This window comes from Amycolatopsis pigmentata (genome assembly GCF_042684065.1).
In the GTDB taxonomy this organism is placed as follows: Bacteria; Actinomycetota; Actinomycetes; order Mycobacteriales; family Pseudonocardiaceae; genus Amycolatopsis_E; species Amycolatopsis_E pigmentata.
In genome coordinates, this window is record NZ_JBHUKR010000026.1 from 70,525 (window position 1) to 90,352 (window position 19,828).

General features: G+C 67.1%; 34 protein-coding genes. All 34 read left to right on the plus strand.

Annotated elements, in window-relative coordinates; genetic code table 11:
• Positions 1-53: 53 nt before the first annotated feature.
• The 34 genes from tuf to truA all read left to right on the plus strand — a co-directional run bounded on the left by tuf (position 54) and on the right by truA (position 19,748).
• Positions 54-1,247: an elongation factor Tu gene (tuf, locus tag ACFSXZ_RS38675; RefSeq protein ID WP_378271261.1), complete on the plus strand. Its 1,194-nt coding sequence runs from the start codon at positions 54-56 to the stop codon at positions 1,245-1,247.
• A 405-nt stretch (positions 1,248-1,652) separates the two neighbouring features.
• Entirely contained in the window at positions 1,653-1,958 is a 306-nt protein-coding gene (gene rpsJ / locus ACFSXZ_RS38680) for a 30S ribosomal protein S10 (protein ID WP_003883485.1), read from the plus strand.
• A gap of 71 nt (positions 1,959-2,029) precedes the next feature.
• The gene (gene rplC, locus ACFSXZ_RS38685) at positions 2,030-2,686 is read left to right on the plus strand and encodes a 50S ribosomal protein L3 (protein ID WP_378271263.1); all 657 of its coding nucleotides are present in this window, start codon (positions 2,030-2,032) and stop codon (positions 2,684-2,686) included.
• Positions 2,683-3,366, plus strand: a complete 684-nt coding sequence (rplD, locus tag ACFSXZ_RS38690) for a 50S ribosomal protein L4 (protein ID WP_378271264.1) — start codon at positions 2,683-2,685, stop codon at positions 3,364-3,366. Before rplC ends, rplD begins: the two co-directional genes overlap by 4 nt.
• Complete coding sequence (gene rplW / locus ACFSXZ_RS38695; protein ID WP_378271265.1) at positions 3,363-3,674, plus strand: 50S ribosomal protein L23; 312 nt, start codon at positions 3,363-3,365, stop codon at positions 3,672-3,674. The genes rplD and rplW overlap by 4 nt, the downstream gene beginning before the upstream one ends.
• A gap of 16 nt (positions 3,675-3,690) precedes the next feature.
• Complete coding sequence (rplB, locus tag ACFSXZ_RS38700) at positions 3,691-4,524, plus strand: 50S ribosomal protein L2 (RefSeq protein WP_378271267.1); 834 nt, start codon at positions 3,691-3,693, stop codon at positions 4,522-4,524.
• 18 nt (positions 4,525-4,542) lie between these two features.
• Positions 4,543-4,824, plus strand: coding sequence for a 30S ribosomal protein S19 (rpsS, locus tag ACFSXZ_RS38705; RefSeq protein WP_015105260.1), 282 nt, complete (start codon positions 4,543-4,545; stop codon positions 4,822-4,824).
• Positions 4,825-4,840: 16 nt separating this feature from the next.
• The gene (gene rplV / locus ACFSXZ_RS38710; RefSeq protein WP_378271269.1) at positions 4,841-5,254 is read left to right on the plus strand and encodes a 50S ribosomal protein L22; all 414 of its coding nucleotides are present in this window, start codon (positions 4,841-4,843) and stop codon (positions 5,252-5,254) included.
• Complete coding sequence (rpsC, locus tag ACFSXZ_RS38715; protein WP_378271270.1) at positions 5,254-6,105, plus strand: 30S ribosomal protein S3; 852 nt, start codon at positions 5,254-5,256, stop codon at positions 6,103-6,105. Before rplV ends, rpsC begins: the two co-directional genes overlap by 1 nt.
• A gap of 3 nt (positions 6,106-6,108) precedes the next feature.
• Positions 6,109-6,528 (plus strand): 50S ribosomal protein L16, encoded by a 420-nt coding sequence (gene rplP / locus ACFSXZ_RS38720; protein WP_378271272.1) that lies wholly within the window; start codon positions 6,109-6,111, stop codon positions 6,526-6,528.
• Positions 6,528-6,770: a 50S ribosomal protein L29 gene (gene rpmC, locus ACFSXZ_RS38725; RefSeq protein ID WP_378271274.1), complete on the plus strand. Its 243-nt coding sequence runs from the start codon at positions 6,528-6,530 to the stop codon at positions 6,768-6,770. The genes rplP and rpmC overlap by 1 nt, the downstream gene beginning before the upstream one ends.
• Entirely contained in the window at positions 6,767-7,060 is a 294-nt protein-coding gene (gene rpsQ, locus ACFSXZ_RS38730; protein WP_378271276.1) for a 30S ribosomal protein S17, read from the plus strand. The genes rpmC and rpsQ overlap by 4 nt, the downstream gene beginning before the upstream one ends.
• 91 nt (positions 7,061-7,151) lie before the next feature.
• Complete coding sequence (gene rplN, locus ACFSXZ_RS38735) at positions 7,152-7,520, plus strand: 50S ribosomal protein L14 (protein ID WP_027940992.1); 369 nt, start codon at positions 7,152-7,154, stop codon at positions 7,518-7,520.
• A gap of 1 nt (position 7,521) precedes the next feature.
• On the plus strand, positions 7,522-7,836 hold the full coding sequence (gene rplX, locus ACFSXZ_RS38740) for a 50S ribosomal protein L24 (protein ID WP_378271278.1): 315 nt from the start codon (positions 7,522-7,524) through the stop codon (positions 7,834-7,836).
• Complete coding sequence (rplE, locus tag ACFSXZ_RS38745; protein WP_378271279.1) at positions 7,836-8,405, plus strand: 50S ribosomal protein L5; 570 nt, start codon at positions 7,836-7,838, stop codon at positions 8,403-8,405. The genes rplX and rplE overlap by 1 nt, the downstream gene beginning before the upstream one ends.
• Positions 8,405-8,590 (plus strand): type Z 30S ribosomal protein S14, encoded by a 186-nt coding sequence (locus tag ACFSXZ_RS38750; RefSeq protein ID WP_027940989.1) that lies wholly within the window; start codon positions 8,405-8,407, stop codon positions 8,588-8,590. Before rplE ends, ACFSXZ_RS38750 begins: the two co-directional genes overlap by 1 nt.
• A gap of 105 nt (positions 8,591-8,695) precedes the next feature.
• Positions 8,696-9,094 (plus strand): 30S ribosomal protein S8, encoded by a 399-nt coding sequence (gene rpsH, locus ACFSXZ_RS38755; RefSeq protein WP_378271281.1) that lies wholly within the window; start codon positions 8,696-8,698, stop codon positions 9,092-9,094.
• 17 nt (positions 9,095-9,111) lie between these two features.
• Positions 9,112-9,651, plus strand: coding sequence for a 50S ribosomal protein L6 (gene rplF, locus ACFSXZ_RS38760; protein WP_378271283.1), 540 nt, complete (start codon positions 9,112-9,114; stop codon positions 9,649-9,651).
• Positions 9,652-9,653: 2 nt separating this feature from the next.
• Entirely contained in the window at positions 9,654-10,064 is a 411-nt protein-coding gene (gene rplR / locus ACFSXZ_RS38765; protein WP_378271284.1) for a 50S ribosomal protein L18, read from the plus strand.
• A gap of 172 nt (positions 10,065-10,236) precedes the next feature.
• Positions 10,237-10,881, plus strand: coding sequence for a 30S ribosomal protein S5 (gene rpsE / locus ACFSXZ_RS38770; protein WP_378271286.1), 645 nt, complete (start codon positions 10,237-10,239; stop codon positions 10,879-10,881).
• 1 nt (position 10,882) lies between these two features.
• A complete protein-coding gene (gene rpmD, locus ACFSXZ_RS38775; RefSeq protein WP_378271288.1) occupies positions 10,883-11,068 on the plus strand; it encodes a 50S ribosomal protein L30 in 186 nt (61 codons plus the stop codon).
• The gene (rplO, locus tag ACFSXZ_RS38780) at positions 11,065-11,511 is read left to right on the plus strand and encodes a 50S ribosomal protein L15 (protein ID WP_378271290.1); all 447 of its coding nucleotides are present in this window, start codon (positions 11,065-11,067) and stop codon (positions 11,509-11,511) included. Before rpmD ends, rplO begins: the two co-directional genes overlap by 4 nt.
• 254 nt (positions 11,512-11,765) lie before the next feature.
• The gene (gene secY / locus ACFSXZ_RS38785) at positions 11,766-13,073 is read left to right on the plus strand and encodes a preprotein translocase subunit SecY (protein ID WP_378271292.1); all 1,308 of its coding nucleotides are present in this window, start codon (positions 11,766-11,768) and stop codon (positions 13,071-13,073) included.
• Positions 13,070-13,624, plus strand: a complete 555-nt coding sequence (locus ACFSXZ_RS38790) for an adenylate kinase (RefSeq protein ID WP_378271294.1) — start codon at positions 13,070-13,072, stop codon at positions 13,622-13,624. Before secY ends, ACFSXZ_RS38790 begins: the two co-directional genes overlap by 4 nt.
• A 7-nt stretch (positions 13,625-13,631) precedes the next feature.
• Positions 13,632-14,417 carry a type I methionyl aminopeptidase gene (gene map, locus ACFSXZ_RS38795; protein ID WP_378271295.1) on the plus strand — a complete coding sequence of 262 codons (786 nt, stop codon included), beginning with the start codon at positions 13,632-13,634 and terminating at the stop codon, positions 14,415-14,417.
• 218 nt (positions 14,418-14,635) lie between these two features.
• On the plus strand, positions 14,636-14,857 hold the full coding sequence (gene infA, locus ACFSXZ_RS38800) for a translation initiation factor IF-1 (protein WP_004558881.1): 222 nt from the start codon (positions 14,636-14,638) through the stop codon (positions 14,855-14,857).
• A 164-nt stretch (positions 14,858-15,021) separates the two neighbouring features.
• Positions 15,022-15,135, plus strand: a complete 114-nt coding sequence (gene rpmJ / locus ACFSXZ_RS38805; RefSeq protein ID WP_004558882.1) for a 50S ribosomal protein L36 — start codon at positions 15,022-15,024, stop codon at positions 15,133-15,135.
• A gap of 203 nt (positions 15,136-15,338) precedes the next feature.
• A complete protein-coding gene (gene rpsM, locus ACFSXZ_RS38810) occupies positions 15,339-15,719 on the plus strand; it encodes a 30S ribosomal protein S13 (protein WP_378271296.1) in 381 nt (126 codons plus the stop codon).
• Positions 15,716-15,913 (plus strand): hypothetical protein, encoded by a 198-nt coding sequence (locus tag ACFSXZ_RS38815; protein ID WP_378271297.1) that lies wholly within the window; start codon positions 15,716-15,718, stop codon positions 15,911-15,913. The genes rpsM and ACFSXZ_RS38815 overlap by 4 nt, the downstream gene beginning before the upstream one ends.
• Positions 15,914-15,932: 19 nt before the next feature.
• The gene (rpsK, locus tag ACFSXZ_RS38820) at positions 15,933-16,337 is read left to right on the plus strand and encodes a 30S ribosomal protein S11 (RefSeq protein WP_020668402.1); all 405 of its coding nucleotides are present in this window, start codon (positions 15,933-15,935) and stop codon (positions 16,335-16,337) included.
• Between the two features lie 23 nt (positions 16,338-16,360).
• Positions 16,361-16,966: a 30S ribosomal protein S4 gene (gene rpsD, locus ACFSXZ_RS38825; RefSeq protein ID WP_378271299.1), complete on the plus strand. Its 606-nt coding sequence runs from the start codon at positions 16,361-16,363 to the stop codon at positions 16,964-16,966.
• Positions 16,967-17,154: 188 nt separating this feature from the next.
• Entirely contained in the window at positions 17,155-18,216 is a 1,062-nt protein-coding gene (locus tag ACFSXZ_RS38830) for a DNA-directed RNA polymerase subunit alpha (protein ID WP_378271300.1), read from the plus strand.
• A 107-nt stretch (positions 18,217-18,323) separates the two neighbouring features.
• Positions 18,324-18,890: a 50S ribosomal protein L17 gene (gene rplQ, locus ACFSXZ_RS38835; protein ID WP_378271302.1), complete on the plus strand. Its 567-nt coding sequence runs from the start codon at positions 18,324-18,326 to the stop codon at positions 18,888-18,890.
• The gene (truA, locus tag ACFSXZ_RS38840; protein WP_378271304.1) at positions 18,891-19,748 is read left to right on the plus strand and encodes a tRNA pseudouridine(38-40) synthase TruA; all 858 of its coding nucleotides are present in this window, start codon (positions 18,891-18,893) and stop codon (positions 19,746-19,748) included. It abuts the gene before it with no gap.
• Positions 19,749-19,828 lie beyond the last annotated feature (80 nt).

Consider the following 19,828-nt stretch of genomic DNA (forward strand, 5'->3'; position numbering starts at 1 on the left):
GACTCAAAGCCACGTCGGCCGGTGAGCAAGCAAGAGTCCAGGAGGACATTCCAGTGGCGAAGGCGAAGTTCGAGCGGAGCAAGCCGCACGTCAACATCGGAACCATCGGTCACGTCGACCACGGGAAGACCACTCTGACCGCGGCGATCACCAAGGTTCTGCACGACAAGTACCCGGAACTGAACGAGTCCCGGGCGTTCGACCAGATCGACAACGCGCCGGAAGAGAAGCAGCGCGGCATCACGATCAACATCTCGCACGTCGAGTACCAGACCGAGAAGCGTCACTACGCGCACGTGGACGCCCCCGGTCACGCGGACTACATCAAGAACATGATCACCGGTGCCGCCCAGATGGACGGCGCGATCCTGGTGGTCGCCGCGACCGACGGCCCGATGCCGCAGACCCGTGAGCACGTGCTGCTCGCCCGCCAGGTCGGCGTCCCCTACATCGTGGTGGCGCTGAACAAGGCCGACATGGTCGACGACGAGGAGATCCTCGAGCTGGTCGAGCTGGAGGTCCGCGAGCTGCTGTCCTCGCAGGAGTTCCCCGGTGACGACGCTCCCGTCGTCAAGGTCTCCGGTCTCAAGGCCCTCGAGGGCGACGAGAAGTGGGCGCAGTCGGTTCTCGAGCTCATGGAGGCCGTGGACGAGAACGTGCCGGACCCGGTGCGTGACCTCGACAAGCCGTTCCTGATGCCGATCGAAGACGTGTTCACCATCACCGGTCGCGGCACCGTGGTGACCGGGCGTGTCGAGCGCGGCCAGATCAACGTCAACGAAGAGGTCGAGATCGTCGGCATCAAGGAGAAGTCGCAGAAGACGACTGTCACCGGTGTCGAGATGTTCCGCAAGCTGCTCGACTCCGGCCAGGCCGGTGACAACGTCGGGCTGCTCCTGCGCGGTATCAAGCGTGAGGACGTCGAGCGCGGCCAGGTCGTCGTGAAGCCCGGCACCACCACCCCGCACACGGAGTTCGAGGGCTCGGTCTACATCCTGTCCAAGGACGAGGGTGGCCGGCACACGCCGTTCTTCAACAACTACCGTCCGCAGTTCTACTTCCGCACCACCGACGTGACCGGTGTGGTGACTCTCCCCGAGGGCACCGAGATGGTCATGCCGGGCGACAACACGAACATCAAGGTCCAGCTGATCCAGCCGGTCGCGATGGACGAGGGTCTGCGGTTCGCCATCCGTGAGGGTGGCCGGACCGTCGGTGCGGGCCAGGTCACCAAGATCGTCAAGTGATTTCCTCCCGACCCCGGGGTCCTCTTACCCCCGGGGTCGGGTTGTGAAATCACGTGTGCGACACTATTAGGGTTGCTCGTGGTAAGGGCGGCCGATTCTCGTTGAGGATTCGGCCGCCCTGGCACGAGTGGTCAGTGGCGAAGCCTCCGGCTCGCCCTGGCGAATCAAGGACCAATCGGCACAACGACGAATTCCCGGGGACTCCTCTGCGCATCGGGTGCGACACGCCCGACCTCGTGGACCGGAGGGGAAGGCGTTGAAGTGCGAAAACAAGCGGCACGAGACTCCAGTCTCGGGCGGCCCGGACGCCAGGGGCGTATCGGCCCTCGAGGGTAGGCCAGCGGTCTTCCCGAGGGAGCCGGCCCGGGTTCCGGCCGAGAGAAAGACGAAGGACAGGCTGCCACTATGGCGGGACAGAAGATCCGCATCAGGCTCAAGGCCTACGACCACGAGGCGATCGACGCCAGCGCGCGCAAGATCGTCGAGACGGTGACGCGCACCGGCGCCTCGGTCGTCGGACCTGTGCCGCTGCCCACGGAGAAGAACGTTTACTGCGTCATCCGCTCGCCGCACAAGTACAAGGACTCGCGCGAGCACTTCGAGATGCGCACGCACAAGCGTCTGATCGACATCCTCGACCCGACGCCGAAAACGGTCGACGCGCTGATGCGTATCGACCTGCCGGCCAGCGTCGACGTCAACATCCAGTAAGCCGGAGGACCTGCTCGCAGGGTCCGACCATTACACGGAGTGCGGGCGGCGGAGATAGAAGAGACGGACTCATGTCTGATAGGCAAGTGAAGGGCATTCTGGGCAAGAAGCTCGGCATGACGCAGGTCTTCGGCGAGGGCAACCGGATCGTCCCGGTGACCGTCGTGCAGGCCGGGCCGAACGTCGTGACCCAGGTGCGCACCAAGGACAACGACGGCTACGAGGCCGTGCAGCTGGCCTTCGGCGCCGTCGACCCGCGCCGGGTCAACAAGCCGGAGACCGGTCACTTCGACAAGGCGGGCGTGACGCCGCGGCGGTACCTCGCCGAGCTGCGCACCACCGACGCGGCCAGCTACGAGGTCGGCCAGGAGATCACCGCCGACGTGTTCGCGGCAGGCGCGAAGGTCGACGTCACCGGCACCAGCAAGGGCAAGGGCTACGCCGGTGTCATGAAGCGGCACGGCTTCAAGGGCCAGGGCGCCAGCCACGGTAACCAGGCCAAGCACCGCGCTCCCGGATCGATCGGCGGCTGTGCCACGCCGGGCCGGGTGTTCAAGGGTCTTCGGATGGCAGGCCGGATGGGCCACGTCAAGGTCACCACCCAGGGTCTGACCGTGCACGACGTGCGCGCCGAAGACGGCCTGATCCTGATCAAGGGCGCGGTTCCCGGACCGAACGGCACCCTGGTGTTCGTCCGGACCGCCGCGAAGGGTGGTGCGACCGAATGAGCAGCGTCGAGCTGAAGACCCCGGCCGGTGAGGCGCAGGGCAGCGTGGAACTCCCCGACGAGATCTTCGACGCCCAGGCCAACATCGCGTTGATGCACCAGGTGGTCGTCGGCCAGCTGGCCGCGGCGCGCCAGGGCACGCACGACACGAAGACCCGCGGTGAGGTCTCCGGTGGCGGCAAGAAGCCGTACCGGCAGAAGGGCACCGGCCGCGCCCGTCAGGGTTCGACCAGGGCGCCGCAGTTCACCGGTGGTGGCACGGTGCACGGGCCCACGCCGCGTGACTACACCCAGCGCACCCCGAAGAAGATGAAGGCGGCCGCGCTGCGCGGTGCCTTGTCCGACCGGGTCCGCAACGGTCAGCTGCACGTGGTCACCGAGCTGGTCGCCGGCGAGAAGCCGTCCACGAAGGACGCGAAGAAGGCGCTCGCGGCGATCACCCAGGCCAAGCGCGTGCTCGTCGTGCTCAACCGCGACGAGGAGCAGAGCTGGCTGTCCGCGCGGAACCTGTCGTACGTGCACCTCATCCACCCGGACCAGCTCAACACCTACGACGTGCTGGTCAACGACGATGTGGTGTTCACCAAGGCCGCGTACGACACGTTCGTCGCGGGGCCGGCCAAGGGCAAGGCCGTCAAGGCTTCCGCCACATCGAGCGAGGTCGAAGGGAGTGACCAGTGAGCAGCGTGGCGATCCCCGACCCGCGTGACATCCTGCTCGCGCCGGTGATCTCCGAGAAGTCCTACGGGCTTCTCGAAGAGCACACCTACACGTTCATCGTTCGCCCGGACGCCAACAAGACCCAGATCAAGATCGCGGTCGAGCAGGTCTTCGGAGTCAAGGTGACCAGCGTGAACACGCTGAACCGGCCGGGCAAGCGGAAGCGGAGCCGTCAGGGTTATGGCAAGCGCAAGGACACCAAGCGCGCCATCGTGACGCTGTCCGCGGAGAGCAAGCCGATCGAGATCTTCGGCGGACCCGCCGCGTAAGGGACGGAAGCTTTCAATGGGTATTCGTAAGTACAAGCCGACCACGCCGGGCCGTCGCGGTGCCAGCGTGTCGGACTTCGCCGAGATCACCCGGTCCGAGCCGGAGAAGTCGCTGCTTCGTCCGCTGCACGGGCGGGGTGGCCGCAACTCGTCGGGCAAGATCACCACCCGCCACAAGGGCGGCGGCCACAAGCGGGCCTACCGGTTGATCGACTTCCGGCGCAACGACAAGGACGGCGTGCCGGCCAAGGTCGCACACATCGAGTACGACCCGAACCGTTCCGCCCGGATCGCGCTGCTGCACTACGCCGACGGCGAGAAGCGCTACATCATCGCGCCGGACAAGCTCAAGCAGGGCGACAGGGTCGAGTCCGGCCCCCGCGCGGACATCAAGCCCGGCAACAACCTGCCGCTGCGCAACATCCCGGTCGGCACCGTGGTGCACGCGATCGAGCTCCGCCCCGGCGGCGGCGCGAAGATCGCCCGCTCCGCCGGCGCGCGGGTGCAGCTGGTGGCCAAGGACGGTCCCTACGCCCAGCTGCGGATGCCTTCGGGCGAGATCCGCAACGTGGACGTGCGCAACCGTGCCACGGTCGGCGAGGTCGGCAACTCCGAGCACGCCAACATCAACTGGGGCAAGGCGGGCCGTAACCGGTGGCGCGGCAAGCGTCCCACCGTCCGCGGTGTCGTGATGAACCCGGTGGACCACCCGCACGGTGGTGGTGAGGGCAAGACGTCCGGTGGCCGTCACCCGGTGAACCCGAACGGTAAGCCGGAGGGCCGCACCCGCCGCCGCAAGCCGAGCGACAAGCTCATCGTCCGTCGCCGTCGTACCGGCAAGAAGCGCTGAGCAGGAGGTTAGAACGACATGCCACGTAGCCTGAAGAAGGGCCCGTTCGTGGACGACCACCTGCTCAAGAAGGTGGACGTGCTCAACGAGTCGGGCAAGAAAACGGTGATCAAGACCTGGTCTCGCCGGTCCACGATCATCCCCGACATGCTCGGGCACACGATCGCGGTGCACGACGGTCGCAAGCACGTCCCGGTGTTCGTCACCGAGGCGATGGTGGGTCACAAGCTGGGCGAGTTCGCCCCGACCCGGACGTTCAAGGGCCACATCAAGGACGACCGCAAGTCGCGCCGGCGCTGAGGAGAGGAACTAACGAATGAGTGCCCCAGGCAACGCTACGGCCAGGGAAGACACCGAGCTTCCCATGGCCTACGCGCGGGCTCGCTTCGTCCGGGACTCGCCCACGAAGGTGCGCCGGGTGATCGAGCTGATCAAGGGCAAGAACGCCCAGGAGGCGCTGGCCATCCTGCGATTCGCGCCGTACGCCGCGAGCGGGCCGGTCGCCAAGGTGCTCGCGAGCGCGATGGCCAACGCCGAGAACAACCTCGACCTGGACCCGGACACGCTGTGGGTCCGCAACGCCTACGCCGACGAGGGCCCCACCCTCAAGCGCATCCGGCCCCGCGCCCAGGGGCGCGCGTACCGGATCCGTAAGCGCACCAGCCACATCACGGTGGAGGTCGAGTCGCGACCCGAGGCGAAGAAGAGCAGGAAGAAGGGTGGCCGGTAGTGGGCCAGAAAATCAACCCGCACGGCTTCCGGCTGGGTATCACCACGGACTGGAAGTCCCGCTGGTACGCCGACAAGCAGTACGCGGAGTACGTGGCCGAGGACGTCAAGATCCGGAAGCTGCTCTCCACCGGCATGGAGCGGGCGGGTATCTCCAAGGTCGAGATCGAGCGCACCCGTGACCGGGTCCGCGTCGACATCCACACCGCGCGCCCGGGCATCGTGATCGGCCGCCGCGGCGCGGAGGCCGACCGTATCCGCGGTTCGCTGGAGAAGCTGACCGGCAAGCAGGTGCAGCTCAACATCCTCGAGGTGAAGAACCCCGAGGCCGACGCCCAGCTCGTCGCGCAGGGTGTCGCCGAGCAGCTGTCCAACCGTGTCGCCTTCCGGCGTGCGATGCGCAAGGCGATCCAGACGTCGATGCGTTCGCCGCAGGTGAAGGGCATCCGGGTGCAGTGCGGTGGTCGTCTCGGCGGCGCCGAGATGTCCCGTTCGGAGCACTACCGCGACGGCAGGGTCCCGCTGCACACGCTGCGGGCCGACATCGACTACGGCTTCTTCGAGGCCCGCACCACGTTCGGCCGGATCGGCGTGAAGGTGTGGATCTACAAGGGCGATGTCGTCGGTGGCCTGAAGGCCAAGGAGGCGCAGGCCCGCGAAGCCGCGGCCGCCGCGGAGCGCGCCCCGCGCCGGGAGCGTCCGTCCCGTCCGCGCCGCTCGGGTGCCTCGGGTACCACGCCGACCTCGACCGAGGCCGGCCGGGCCGCCGCCGCCAGGACTGACAGCGACGCCGCGACCAGCGAGGCCCCGGCTGTGGCCACGCCGGAAGCGGCCGAGAAGACGGAGGGCTGAGGCGTGCTCGTCCCACGCAAGGTCAAGCACCGCAAGCAGCACCACCCGAAGCGCACCGGCGCCGCCAAGGGCGGCACGAAGGTGACCTTCGGTGAGTACGGCATCCAGGCGCTTGAACCCGCCTACGTGACCAACCGGCAGATCGAGTCCGCTCGTATCGCCATCACCCGGCACATCAAGCGTGGCGGCAAGGTGTGGATCAACATCTTCCCGGACCGTCCGTTGACCAAGAAGCCGGCCGAAACCCGGATGGGTTCCGGTAAGGGCTCGCCCGAGTGGTGGGTGGCCAACGTCAAGCCGGGCCGCGTGATGTTCGAGATGAGCTTCCCGAACGAGCAGACGGCCCGTGAGGCGCTGCGCCGCGCGATCCACAAGCTGCCCATGAAGTGCCGAATCGTGACCCGTGAAGGTGGTGAGTTCTGATGGCCAAGGCCGGCACCGCTCCATCGGAGTTTCGTGAGCTCACCAACGAAGAGCTCGTGCTGCGGCTGAAGGAGGCGAAGGAGGAGCTGTTCAACCTCCGCTTCCAGATGGCGACCGGGCAACTGGACAACAACCGGCGCCTGCGCACGGTCAAGGCGGACATCGCGCGCGTCTACACGGTCATGCGTGAGCGTGAGCTCGGCCTGTCGGTGGCGCCCGATGGAGAGGAGGGCGCAGCATGAGCGAAAGTGTGGAGCTCACGGCGCAGAAGGCGGAGTCGGGCCGTAACTACCGCAAGGTCCGCGAGGGTTACGTCGTGTCCGACAAGATGGACAAGACGATCGTGGTCCAGCTCGAGGACCGCAAGAAGCACCCCAAGTATCCGAAGGTCGTGCGGACCACCAGCAAGGTGAAGGCGCACGACGAGGAGAACGTCGCCGGTGAAGGCGACCGCGTGCTTCTCATGGAGACCCGCCCGCTGTCGGCCACCAAGCGGTGGCGGCTCGTGCGCGTCGTGGAGAAGGCCAAGTAATCATCAGGGAGTTCCCCTGGTTCAGGGGTTCATCCCGTCCGTTCCGCCAGGCTGGGGCGACCCAGAACCGGCGAGACATACAGGAGTTGACGTGATCCAGCAGGAGTCGCGGCTGCGAGTCGCCGACAACACGGGTGCCAAGGAGATCCTCTGCATCCGGGTGCTCGGTGGGTCGGGGCGGCGCTACGCCGGTATCGGCGACATCATCGTCGCCACCGTGAAGGACGCCATCCCGGCCGCCGGGGTGAAGAAGGGCGACGTGGTCAAGGCCGTCGTCGTCCGCACGACGAAGGAGCGGCGTCGCCCGGACGGCTCCTACATCCGGTTCGACGAGAACGCCGCGGTACTGATCAAGAACGACAACGAACCGCGCGGGACCCGCATCTTCGGCCCGGTCGGTCGCGAACTGCGCGACCGGAAGTTCATGAAGATCATCTCCCTCGCGCCGGAGGTGCTCTGAGATGAAGGTGAAGAAGGGCGACACGGTCGTCGTCATCTCGGGCAAGGACAAGGGTGCCAAGGGCAAGGTCATCCAGGCCTACCCCGACCGGCAGCGCGTTCTGGTGGAGGGCGTGAACCGGATCAAGAAGCACACCCGGATCACGCAGACCCAGCGCGGCGCGCAGTCCGGCGGCATCATCACCCAGGAGGCGCCGATCCACGTGTCCAACGTGATGGTCGTGGACTCCGACGGCAAGCCGACCCGGGTGGGCTACCGCATCGGCGAGGACGGCAAGAAGGTCCGTATCTCGCGCAGGAACGGCAAGGACATCTGATGACGACCGCAGAGAAGACCTACCCGGACCCACGGTTGAAGCTCCGCTACCGCGAGAACATCAAGGGCGAGCTCCAGAGCGAGTTCGGTTACCCCAACGTGCACCAGATCCCCGGTGTGGTGAAGGTCGTCGTCAACATGGGTGTCGGCGACGCCGCCCGCGACAGCAAGCTGATCGAGGGCGCGATCCGCGACCTGTCCCTGATCACCGGGCAGAAGCCCGAGGTGCGCCGGGCGCGTAAGTCGATCGCGCAGTTCAAGCTGCGCGAAGGCCAGCCCATCGGCGCGCGGGCGACCCTGCGCGGTGACCGGATGTGGGAGTTCCTGGACCGGCTGCTGACCATCGCGCTGCCGCGTATCCGTGACTTCCGCGGGTTGTCGCCGAAGCAGTTCGACGGCAAGGGCAACTACACGTTCGGGCTGACCGAGCAGGTCATGTTCGCCGAGATCAACCCGGACAACATCGACCGCTCGCGCGGCATGGACATCACCGTTGTCACCACCGCGACCAATGACGACGAGGGCCGCGCGCTGCTCCGCAAGCTCGGCTTCCCGTTCAAGGAGAACTGATGGCCAAGAAGGCTCTGATCGCCAAGGCGGCCCGCAAGCCGAAGTTCAAGGTGCGCGCGTACACCCGGTGCAACCGGTGCGGCCGGCCGCACTCGGTGTTCCGCAAGTTCGGACTCTGCCGGGTGTGCCTCCGTGAGATGGCGCACCGGGGCGAACTGCCCGGCGTCAGCAAGTCCAGCTGGTAATCCCCTTCCGTGGCGCGGTGTCGTGCCACGGAAGAGGCCGAATCCCACTTCGCCACAGGCCCGCTGCCGCAGCGGGAACCAGGCGAGAAAGGTTGACAGGTCACCATGACGATGACCGACCCGATCGCAGACTTCTTGACCCGTCTGCGCAACGCCAACTCGGCGTACCACGACGAGGTCGTGCTGCCTCACTCCAAGCTCAAGCAGAACATCGCGGAGATCCTCAAGCGTGAGGGCTACATCGCGACCTACCGTTCCGAGCCGGGCGAGAAGCACAAGAACCTGATCGTCGAGCTGAAGTACGGCCGCAACCGCGAGCGCAGCATCGCCGGGCTTCGCCGGGTGTCCAAGCCCGGCCTGCGGGTCTACGCGAAGTCGACCGAGCTCCCCAGTGTCCTGGGCGGGCTGGGGATCGCGATCATCTCCACGTCCTCCGGTCTGCAGACCGACCGGCAGGCCAAGCGCAACGGAGTGGGCGGGGAAGTCCTCGCCTACGTCTGGTAAGGGAAGGGAGCGTAGGCATGTCACGTATCGGAAAGCTGCCGGTCCCCGTCCCTTCCGGGGTCGAGGTGAGCATCGACGGTCAGCGCATCGAGGTGAAGGGCCCGAAGGGCACGCTGTCGCACACCATCGCCGAGCCGATCACGGTGGAGCGCGACGAGAACGGCACGCTCCAGGTCAAGCGGCCCGATGACGAGCGCACCAGCAAGGCCCTGCACGGCCTGACCCGTACGCTGGTGAACAACCTGGTGGTCGGGGTGACCGACGGATACGAGAAGAAGCTCGAGATCCACGGCGTCGGTTACCGCGTGCAGGCCAAGGGCAAGGACCTCGAGTTCGCCCTCGGCTACAGCCACCCGGTGCTGATCGAGGCGCCGGAGGGCATCACCTTCAAGGTGGAGACCCCGACCCGGTTCTCGGTGTCCGGCATCGACAAGCAGAAGGTCGGCCAGACGGCCGCGGTGATCCGCCGGCTGCGCCGTCCCGACCCGTACAAGGGCAAGGGACTGCGCTACGAGGGTGAGCGCATCCGTCGCAAGGTCGGAAAGACGGGTAAGTGATCATGAGCGAAACGCAGGGTACGGCGACGAAGAAGCGGAAGCCGGTCGGCAAGGACGTTTCGACGCGGCGCCGGGTAGCGAAGGCGCGCCGTCACTTCCGGCTTCGCAAGAAGGTCAGCGGCACCGAGGCTCGTCCCCGGCTGTCGGTCAAGCGTTCCTCGCGGCACCTCTACGTCCAGCTGATCGACGACCTCACCGGTCACACGGTGGCGGCGGCGTCGACCATGGAGCCGGACGTGCGCGCGCTGGAGGGCGACAAGAAGGCCCGCTCCGCCAGGGTGGGCGAACTCCTGGCCGCCCGCGCGAAGAACGCGGGCATCACGAGCGTGGTGTTCGACCGGGGTGGCAGCGACTACCATGGCCGCATCGCCGCGCTGGCCGACGCCGCGCGTGAGGCGGGGTTGGAGTTCTGATGGGTATGTCGACAGCCGGCGCAACCACCTGGTCGTGCCAAGGGGCGGCGCTCAGGCCGGCCACGGAGCGCGCTTTCGCCGAAGGCGTACGAATGCGGAGCCGGGCCGGAGGTCCGTCTACGCATTCGTGCTCGAGCGCAAAATCGCCAAAAAACACAGGAAGGAACGCCTGATGCCGGGACGTACACGGCAATTCGGCGGCGGACAGGGCGGTCAGGGCGGCCAGGGCGGTAACGACCGCGGCGACCGTCGCGACCGCAGGGACCGCCGCGACAGTGGCCGTGGCGGGGCCGGCCAGGACAAGACCCCGCACCTCGAGCGCGTGGTGGCGATCAACCGCGTGGCCAAGGTGGTCAAGGGTGGTCGTCGGTTCAGCTTCACCGCGCTGGTCGTCGTCGGTGACGGCGACGGTCAGGTCGGCGTCGGCTACGGCAAGGCCAAAGAGGTGCCCGCGGCCATCGCCAAGGGCGTCGAGGAAGCGAAGAAGAACTTCTTCCGCGTGCCTCGCATCGCCGGCACCATTCCGCACCCCATCCAGGGCAGGGACGCCGCCGGTGAGGTCCTGCTCCGTCCGGCCAGCGCCGGTACCGGTGTGATCGCCGGTGGCCCGGTGCGCGCGGTGCTGGAGTGCGCGGGCGTGCACGACGTGCTGTCCAAGTCTCTGGGCAGCGACAACGCGATCAACATCGTGCACGCGACCGTGGCCGCTCTCAAGGGCCTGCAGCGTCCGGAAGAGGTGGCGGCCCGTCGCGGTCTGCCGCTGGAGGACGTCGCGCCGGCCCGGATGCTGCGTCAGCGTGCGGGACAGGGGGTCTGACATGGCTCAGCTCAAGGTCACCCAGGTGCGCAGCAAGATCGGCACCAAGCAGAATCACCGGGACACCCTGCGGACCCTCGGGCTGCGTAAGATCCGCCAGTCCGTGGTACGCGAGGACACCCCGGTGGTGCGGGGCCTCATCCACACGGTCCGCCACCTGGTGGAAGTCGAGGAGGTCAGCCAATGACGGCCATCAAGATCCACCACCTGCGGCCCGCGCCGGGCTCGAAGACCGAGAAGACCCGGGTCGGTCGTGGTGAGGGTTCCAAGGGCAAGACCGCCGGTCGCGGTACGAAGGGCACCAAGGCACGGAAGAACGTGCCCGCTGCCTTCGAGGGTGGGCAGATGCCCCTCCACATGCGGCTGCCGAAGCTGCGTGGTTTCAAGAACCGCTTCCGCGTCGAGTACCAGCCGGTGAACGTGGGCGACATCGCCCGGGTGTTCGCCGACGGTGGTCAGGTCTCCAAGGAGGACCTGGCCGCGCGTGGGCTGGTGCGTAAGGGCAAGCTCGTCAAGGTCCTCGGCAACGGCGACGTCAACGGCGTCAAGCTGGACGTCACCGCCGACGCCTTCTCCAACTCCGCGAAGGAGAAGCTGGAGGCGGCGGGCGGCTCCGTCACCGTTCCCTAGGCACTGACGCAGACACCGCGGCCCGCCCGGCCTCGCCGGGCGGGCCGCGGTACATCCACCCCCTGGTCGGGCCCTTGCCGCCGCCTGGTTGTGGCGGCCTCACACCGTGCTGTTAAAGTCGGCAAAACGCTGCGGGACCAGTGTGCCCCGAAGCGTTCCTGGCTTGCCCGCCAGACACAGTGTTCCCGCCGGCCTCGCGCCGGCCAATCCGATCGCCGGCGACAAGCGCCGGCGACGCCGAGGAGGTCCCCCGCGTGCTCAGCGCCTTCCGCTCGGCTTTCGCCACGCCGGACCTGCGTAAGAAGATCCTGTTCACGCTGATGATCGTGGCCGTGTACCGGATCGGTGCGGTCACGCCGGCGCCCGGGGTGTCCTATCCCAACGTGCAGGCATGTAGTGCGCAGGCCGACCAGACGGGTGTCTACTCCCTGCTGAACCTGTTCAGCGGTGGTGCGCTCCTGCAGCTTTCGGTCTTTTCGACCGGCATCATGCCCTACATCACGGCGAGCATCATCATCCAGTTGCTGACCGTGGTGATTCCCCGGTTCGAGGAGCTGAAGAAGGAAGGCCAGTCGGGTCAGAACAAACTGACCCAGTACACCCGGTATCTGACGATCGCGCTGGCGATCCTGCAGGCGACCGGCGTGGTCGCGCTGGCCGATCGCGGAACGCTGTTCCAGGGCTGCTCCCAGTCGGTCATCCCGGACAACAGCATCTGGGCGCTGTCCATCATCGTGATCACGATGACCGCGGGCACCGCGGTGATGATGTGGCTGGGCGAGCTGATCACCGAGCGCGGCGTCGGCAACGGCATGTCCGTGCTGATCTTCCTCAACATCGCCGCCCGCATCCCGGCGGAGGGCTCCTACATCCTCAGCGGCCAGGGTGGCCTCGTGTTCGCCCTGGTGTGCGTGCTGGGTCTGGCGATCATCGCCAGCGTGATCTTCGTCGAGCAGGGCCAGCGCCGGATCCCCGTGCAGTACGCCAAGCGCATGATCGGCAGGCGGATGTACGGCGGGACCTCGACCTACCTGCCCATCAAGGTCAACCAGGCCGGTGTCATCCCGGTCATCTTCGCGTCGTCCCTGCTGTACCTGCCCCAGCTGATCAGTCAGCTCGTCGGCGGTTCCAACAGTTCGGCGGGGTGGTACGTCTTCCTGCAGAACTACGTGATCAACCAGAGCAACTCGGTACACATCCTGCTGTACTTCGCGCTGATCATCTTCTTCACGTACTTCTACATCACGATCACGTTCAACGTGGACGAGCGTGCCGAGGAGATGAAGAAGTTCGGTGGCTTCATTCCCGGTATCCGGCCTGGCCGGCCCACGGCGGAATACCTGAGCTTCGTGCTCGGCCGGATCACCCTTCCGGGTTCGCTGTACCTGGGCATCATCGCGATTTTGCCGAACTTCTTCCTGTCGATCACCCAGCAGGGGAACAACCAGAGCTTCCCGTTCGGCGGCACTCAGGTGCTGATCATGGTCGGCGTCGCACTGGACACCGTGAAGCAGATCGAAAGCCAGCTCATGCAGCGCAACTACGAAGGGTTCCTCCGATGACGCGCCTGGTTCTTGTCGGCCCGCCCGGAGCGGGGAAAGGCACCCAGGCGCTGGAGCTGTCGCGGAAACTGTCCGTGCCGCACATCTCCACCGGTGACCTCTTCCGTGCCCATGTCGCGCAGCGGACGCCGCTCGGTGAGGAGGCCAAGCGCTACCTCGACTCGGGTGACCTGGTGCCGGACACGGTGACCAACGAGATGGTCCGCGAGCGTCTGGCCGAGTCCGATGTGGAGCCGGGATTCCTGCTCGACGGCTTTCCCCGCAACACCAAGCAGGCCGAGGTGCTCGACCAGATCCTCGCCGAGCACGGCGTCGCCCTCGACGCGGTGATCCAGCTCGCGGTGCCCGAGGACGTCGTGGTGGGCAGGCTGCTGTCGCGAGGCCGTTCGGATGACACCGAGGAGGTCATCCGGCGCCGCCAGCAGGTGTACATGTCCGAGACAGCCCCGTTGCTCGAGTACTACTCGAGCATCCTGGTCACGGTCGACGGCGTCGGTGAGGTCGACGACGTGTCCTCGCGGGTCCTGACCGCGCTGCACCAACGCGCGTGAGCCGCCGGTGCTGAGGTTCTTTCGCCGCCATCGCCCGATCGAAGTCAAGTCGCGGGGCGAGGTCGAAGCCATGCGCGCCGCCGGCTTGGTCGTGGCCGAGGCGCTGGCGCTGATCGAGAAGGCGGTGAAGCCGGGCATCAGCACGGCCGAACTGGACGAACTGGCCGAGCAGACGATCCGGGACGCGGGGGCGGTGCCCTCGTTCAAGGGCTATCACGGGTTCCCGGCCTCGATCTGCGCGTCGGTCAACGAGCAGATCGTGCACGGCATTCCGGCCCGGGAAACGGTGCTCGCCGAGGGCGACCTGATCTCCGTGGACTGCGGGGCGATTCTGGACGGCTGGCACGGTGACGCCGCCGTGACACTGGCGGTCGGCGCCGTTTCCGCCGAGGACCAGGACTTGTCCCGGGCCACCGAGGCCGCGATGTGGGCCGGGGTTCGTGCCGCCGTGCCCGGCGCGCGACTGAGTGACATCTCGCACGCGGTGCAGACGGCCGCCGAGCGTGCCGGCGCCTACGGCCAGGTGGCCGAGTACGGCGGGCACGGCATCGGGCGGGAAATGCACATGGATCCGTTCCTGCCGAACGCGGGCAAGCCGGGCCGCGGCCCGTTGCTGCAGGTCGGCGCGACACTGGCGATCGAGCCCATGCTCACGCGGGGCAGTGGCCGGACGGTCGAACTGGACGACGGGTGGACGGTGGTCAGCGCCGACGGCTCACGCGCCGCACACTGGGAGCACACGGTCGCGGTCACCGCGGACGGTCCCTGGGTGCTTACGCAGCGCGACAGCTGACCCACTCTTGACCGCGTCCTCAAGCGCGGCAGTGTAGAACGGATCACCCCCGGTCGCGGGGTGCGACACGGCGTGCGTACACTATTAAGTCGGCGTACTCATCACGCCGAGTCCAGCGCGCTCGTGAATTCTCGCGTCTTTGGAGTCGGGGTGACGCGTGTGCGCCGAACCCTGGAAGAAGACAAGCGTGCTCAACCCCATCACGAAACGCGGAGGACATGGCTAAGAAGGACGGGGCCATCGAGGTCGAGGGTCGCGTGGTCGAGCCACTCCCCAACGCGATGTTTCGAGTCGAGTTGGAGAACGGCCACAAGGTCCTGGCGCACATCAGCGGCAAGATGCGGCAGCACTACATCCGTATCTTGCCGGAGGACCGGGTCGTCGTGGAGCTGTCGCCCTACGACTTGTCCCGTGGCCGGATCGTCTACCGCTACAAGTGACGACGGTGGAGCACCGATGCGGATTCGCGGGGCGGCTCACGAGTCGCCGTTGCGCCGCCGACCTGACGCGACGGGGCCTGTCCCCTCGCACGTAGAATGGCTGGTGGGCGGAGGTGGCGTGCTGGTTCGCGCGCGAGTCCGCCGAGAAAGAGAAAGCAGGAGACGTGAAGGTTCAGCCTAGCGTCAAGAAGATCTGCGACAAGTGCAAGGTGATCCGCCGTCACGGCCGGATCATGGTGATCTGCGAGAACCTGCGGCACAAGCAGCGTCAGGGCTGATCACCGCCGCCGGCGGAGCTGATTGACGTTCAAGAACAGCTCTCCCCGCACCTGCCGGACTTTGGCTCCGGCTCACCCCTGGACTCCAGGCCAGGGCCGGGACGTCCGTTCGCGCAAGCGGCGGGCCACGACAGCGAGTCGGTCCCGGAACCGGGCGGGGAGCACACCTGGAGCGAAGAAAACGAGAAGGAGCAGTAGCCGACATGGCACGACTCGCCGGCGTCGATCTTCCCCGCGAGAAGCGGTTGGAGATCGCGCTGACCTACATCTACGGCATCGGCCGTACCCGTTCGCAGGAGACCATCGCCGCGACGGCGCTGAACCCGGACACCCGGGTCAGGGACCTGAGCGACGACGACCTCGTCAAGCTGCGTGACTACATCGAAGAGAACTTCAAGGTCGAGGGTGACCTCCGTCGCGAGGTGAACGCCGACATCCGGCGCAAGATCGAGATCGGCTGTTACGAGGGTCTTCGCTGGCGTCGCGGGCTTCCCGTGCGTGGTCAGCGGACCAAGACCAACGCCCGTACCCGCAAGGGGCCGAAGAAGACGGTCGCCGGCAAGAAGAAGGCTGGCAAGAAGTGAGCGTTCAGGGCAAGAAGGTCGTCTCGATGGGCGGCCAGCGTCTGTCCCGCAATTCGTGCGTATCGCCGAAGGCGCTCTATGCCCGGCCGATGGCGCTTCGCCAGCTGTACACCGACGCCGGTTCGCTGATCCGGCGCGGCCAGCAGGAAGCGCGGAACGCTTCGGCGGCCACTCGCGAAAACGACCCGCGCTAACGAGGAGAATCACCCGCACATGCCACCCAAGTCACGCACCGCCGGGACCAAGAAGGTCCGGCGGAAGGAAAAGAAGAACGTGGCCCACGGCCACGCGCACATCAAGAGCACGTTCAACAACACCATCGTGTCGATCACCGACCCCACCGGCGCGGTGATCTCGTGGGCCTCCTCCGGTCACGTCGGGTTCAAGGGCTCGCGCAAGTCCACCCCGTTCGCCGCCCAGATGGCCGCGGAAAACGCCGCCCGTAAGGCCGCCGAGCACGGGATGAAGAAGGTCGACGTGTTCGTCAAGGGACCGGGTTCCGGTCGCGAGACGGCGATCCGTTCGCTGCAGGCCGCCGGTCTCGAGGTCGGCACGATCCAGGACGTGACCCCGCAGCCGCACAACGGCTGCCGCCCGCCCAAGCGGCGCCGGGTCTGAGGCACGGGGAGGAGTAAGAAGACATGGCTCGTTACACCGGCCCCGCGACCCGTATCTCGCGGCGTCTCAAGGTTGACCTCATCGGCGGCGACCAGGCTTTCGAGCGCCGTCCGTACCCGCCCGGCCAGCACGGCCGCGGCCGGGTCAAGGAAAGCGAGTACCTGCTTCAGCTGCAGGAGAAGCAGAAGGCTCGCCACACCTACGGCATCCTCGAGCGGCAGTTCAGCCGTTACTACAAGGAAGCGGCGCGGCGCACCGGCAAGACCGGTGAGAACCTGCTGCAGATCCTGGAGTCCCGGCTGGACAACGTGATCTACCGGGCCGGGATCGCCCGCACCCGCCGCCAGGCTCGCCAGCTGGTCAGCCACGGTCACTTCCTGGTCAACGGCGTGAAGGTGAACATCCCCAGCTACCAGGTGGAGAAGTGGGACATCATCGACGTCCGCCCCAAGTCGATGTCGATGCTGCCCTTCGTCGCCGCGAAGGAGTCCTACGGTGACCGGCCGGTCCCCGCGTGGCTCCAGGTCGTTCCGTCCAACCTCCGGGTCCTCGTGCACCAGCTTCCGGAGCGGGCGCAGATCGAGGTTCCGGTGCAGGAACAGCTGATCGTCGAGTTCTACTCGAAGTGAGCTGTGTTCATTGAGAACGTGTGCGAGTGGACAGGCCGTGACCTGGTCTTGCCGGTGCCGGTGAGCTCCGGGGACGCCCTGCCTCCTCGCCCACGTGAACAAGGTGGGGGCGTGCCGGATGCGCGCCCCCGCTTCGCCACACCTTTCGGCGTCATATGGCGGGCGCCGGCAGGAAAGGAAGAAAGAAAGTGCTGATTTCCCAGCGACCGGCCCTCGGCGAGGAGCCGATCAACGAAACCCGGTCCCGGTTCACCATCGAGCCGCTCGAGCCCGGCTTCGGCTACACGCTCGGCAACTCGCTGCGGCGGACCCTGCTGTCGTCCATTCCGGGCGCGGCCGTGACCAGCATCCGCATCGACGGTGTGCTGCACGAGTTCACCACGGTGCCCGGGGTGAAGGAAGACGTCACCGACATCATCCTGAACCTCAAGGAACTGGTCGTGTCCTCCGAGGAGGACGAGCCGGTCACCATGTACCTGCGCAAGCAGGGCCCGGGTGAGGTCACCGCCGCGGACATCGTGCCGCCGGCCGGGGTCACCGTGCACAACCAGGACCTCCACATCGCTTCGCTGAACGGCAAGGGCAAGCTGGAGATCGAGCTGGTCGTCGAGCGTGGCCGTGGCTACGTGCCCGCGCTGCAGAACAAGCAGGCGGGTGCCGAGATCGGCCGCATCCCGGTGGACTCGATCTACTCGCCGGTGCTCAAGGTCACCTACAAGGTCGAGGCGACTCGTGTCGAGCAGCGCACCGACTTCGACAAGCTGATCCTGGACGTCGAAACCAAGCCGTCGATCACGCCGCGGGACGCGGTCGCGTCGGCCGGTAAGACGCTGGTGGAGCTGTTCGGTCTCGCCCGCGAGCTGAACGTCGACGCCGAGGGCATCGAGATCGGCCCGTCGCCGCAGGAGGCGGACACCATCGCCGCCTACGCGATGCCGATCGAGGACCTGGACCTCACCGTCCGGTCCTACAACTGCCTCAAGCGCGAGGGCATCCACACGGTCGGCGAACTGGTCTCGCGCAGCGAGGCCGACCTGCTCGACATCCGGAATTTCGGTGCGAAGTCGATCGACGAGGTGAAGTTGAAGCTCGTCGGCCTCGGCCTCGCGCTGAAGGACAGCCCGCCCGGGTTCGACCCGACCGCGGCCGCTGTCAGCTACGAGGGCGAGGGCTGGTCCGAAGGCGTCGACAGCATTTCGGAGAACAGCCACGACGACGGCCAGGACTACGCGGAGACCGAGCAGCTGTAGCGCGCTGAGACCGCCTGCGAATCGGAGGACGGCATGCCCGGCGGTCACCGGGCATGTCCCTTCCGGCGATGGGGCCGGCGCGCGGATCGCAATCACGAGGAGAGACAATGCCCACCCCCACGAAGGGCCCCCGGCTCGGTGGCTCGCCGGCCCATGAGCGGCTGATCCTGGCGAACCTCGCCACGTCGCTGTTCGAGCACGGGAAGGTCACCACCACCGAGGCCAAGGCCCGCCGCGTGCGCCCGCTCGCCGAAAAGCTGATCACCAAGGCGAAGCGCGGAGACCTGCACAACCGGCGCCAGATCCAGCGGGTCATCCGCGACAAGGATGTGGTCCACAAGCTCATCGCGGAGATCGGCCCGCACTTCGAGCAGCGGCCCGGTGGCTACACCCGGATCACCAAGACGTTGCCGCGCAAGGGGGACAACGCCCCCATGGCGGTCATCGAACTGGTGTCCGAGCAGACCGTGACCCAGGAGGCCGAGAAGGCTCGCGGGACGAAGTTCGCCAAGGACCAGGCTCCGGAAGCCACCGCGGAGGAGACCACCACCGCGGCGGCCGAGACGGACCAGGACGCCGAGGCTCCCGAGTCCGCGACCGCCGAGGCAGCCGCGGAGCCCGCCGAGGGTGCCGAGGGCGACACCGAGGCCAAGGCCAAGACGGAAGAGTCCTGATTGGACAGTTCGTCCGACGAGCCCGCCGCACCCTCCCGGGGCGGCGGGCTCGTTCGTCTGCGCCTTGACGTGAGCTACGACGGCACGGATTTTTCCGGCTGGGCGCGCCAGCCAGGCCGTCGCACGGTGCAGGGGCTGCTCGAGGACGCTCTGGCCAAGCAGCCGCCCGGTGTTTCGGTGCCGCGCTCGGTCGTCGTGGCCGGCCGCACCGACGCCGGTGTGCACGCGGTCGGGCAGGTGGTGCACGTCGACGTCGTGGTGGACGAGCACGGGGTGCCGGACCTTCCTCGCCTGTGCCGCCGGTGGAACCGTTACCTGCCACCGGATGTCCGTGTGCTGGGAGCCCGCGTCGCACCGCCCGGCTTCGACGCGCGTTTCTCGGCGATCCGGCGGCACTACCGGTATCGCGTCTCGGATGCGGACTGGGGTGTGGATCCCTTGCTGCGCCGGGACACCCTGGCGTGGGGGCGGCCGCTGTCGATCGAGGCGATGAACGAGGCGTCCGCGAATCTGTTGGGGCTCAACGACTTCGCGGCCTTCTGCAAGCGCCGGGAAGGTGGTACGACGATCCGCGAACTGCAGCGGTTCGCCTGGGCCCGTCGTGACACCCACCTGATCGAAGCGACCGTGTCCGCGGACGCGTTCTGCCATTCCATGGTCCGCAGCCTGGTCGGCGCGATGCTCCAGGTCGGTGACGGACGGCGGGAGGTGGGGTGGCCGGCCGTGTTGTTGAGCTCAGGCGTCCGGCACAGCCATGTGGCTCCGCCTCACGCCCTGACTCTGGTGGCCGTCGACTATCCGCCGGACGACCAGCTCTCCGCCCGCGCCGACCAGACCCGCGCGCTGCGCTCCTCGTAGGAAGTGGAGCAAGGAGCGTTTACTACGAATCATCCGCTCCTTCCTCCACAACGAATCCTTGAGTTGTCCACAGGGTTGGC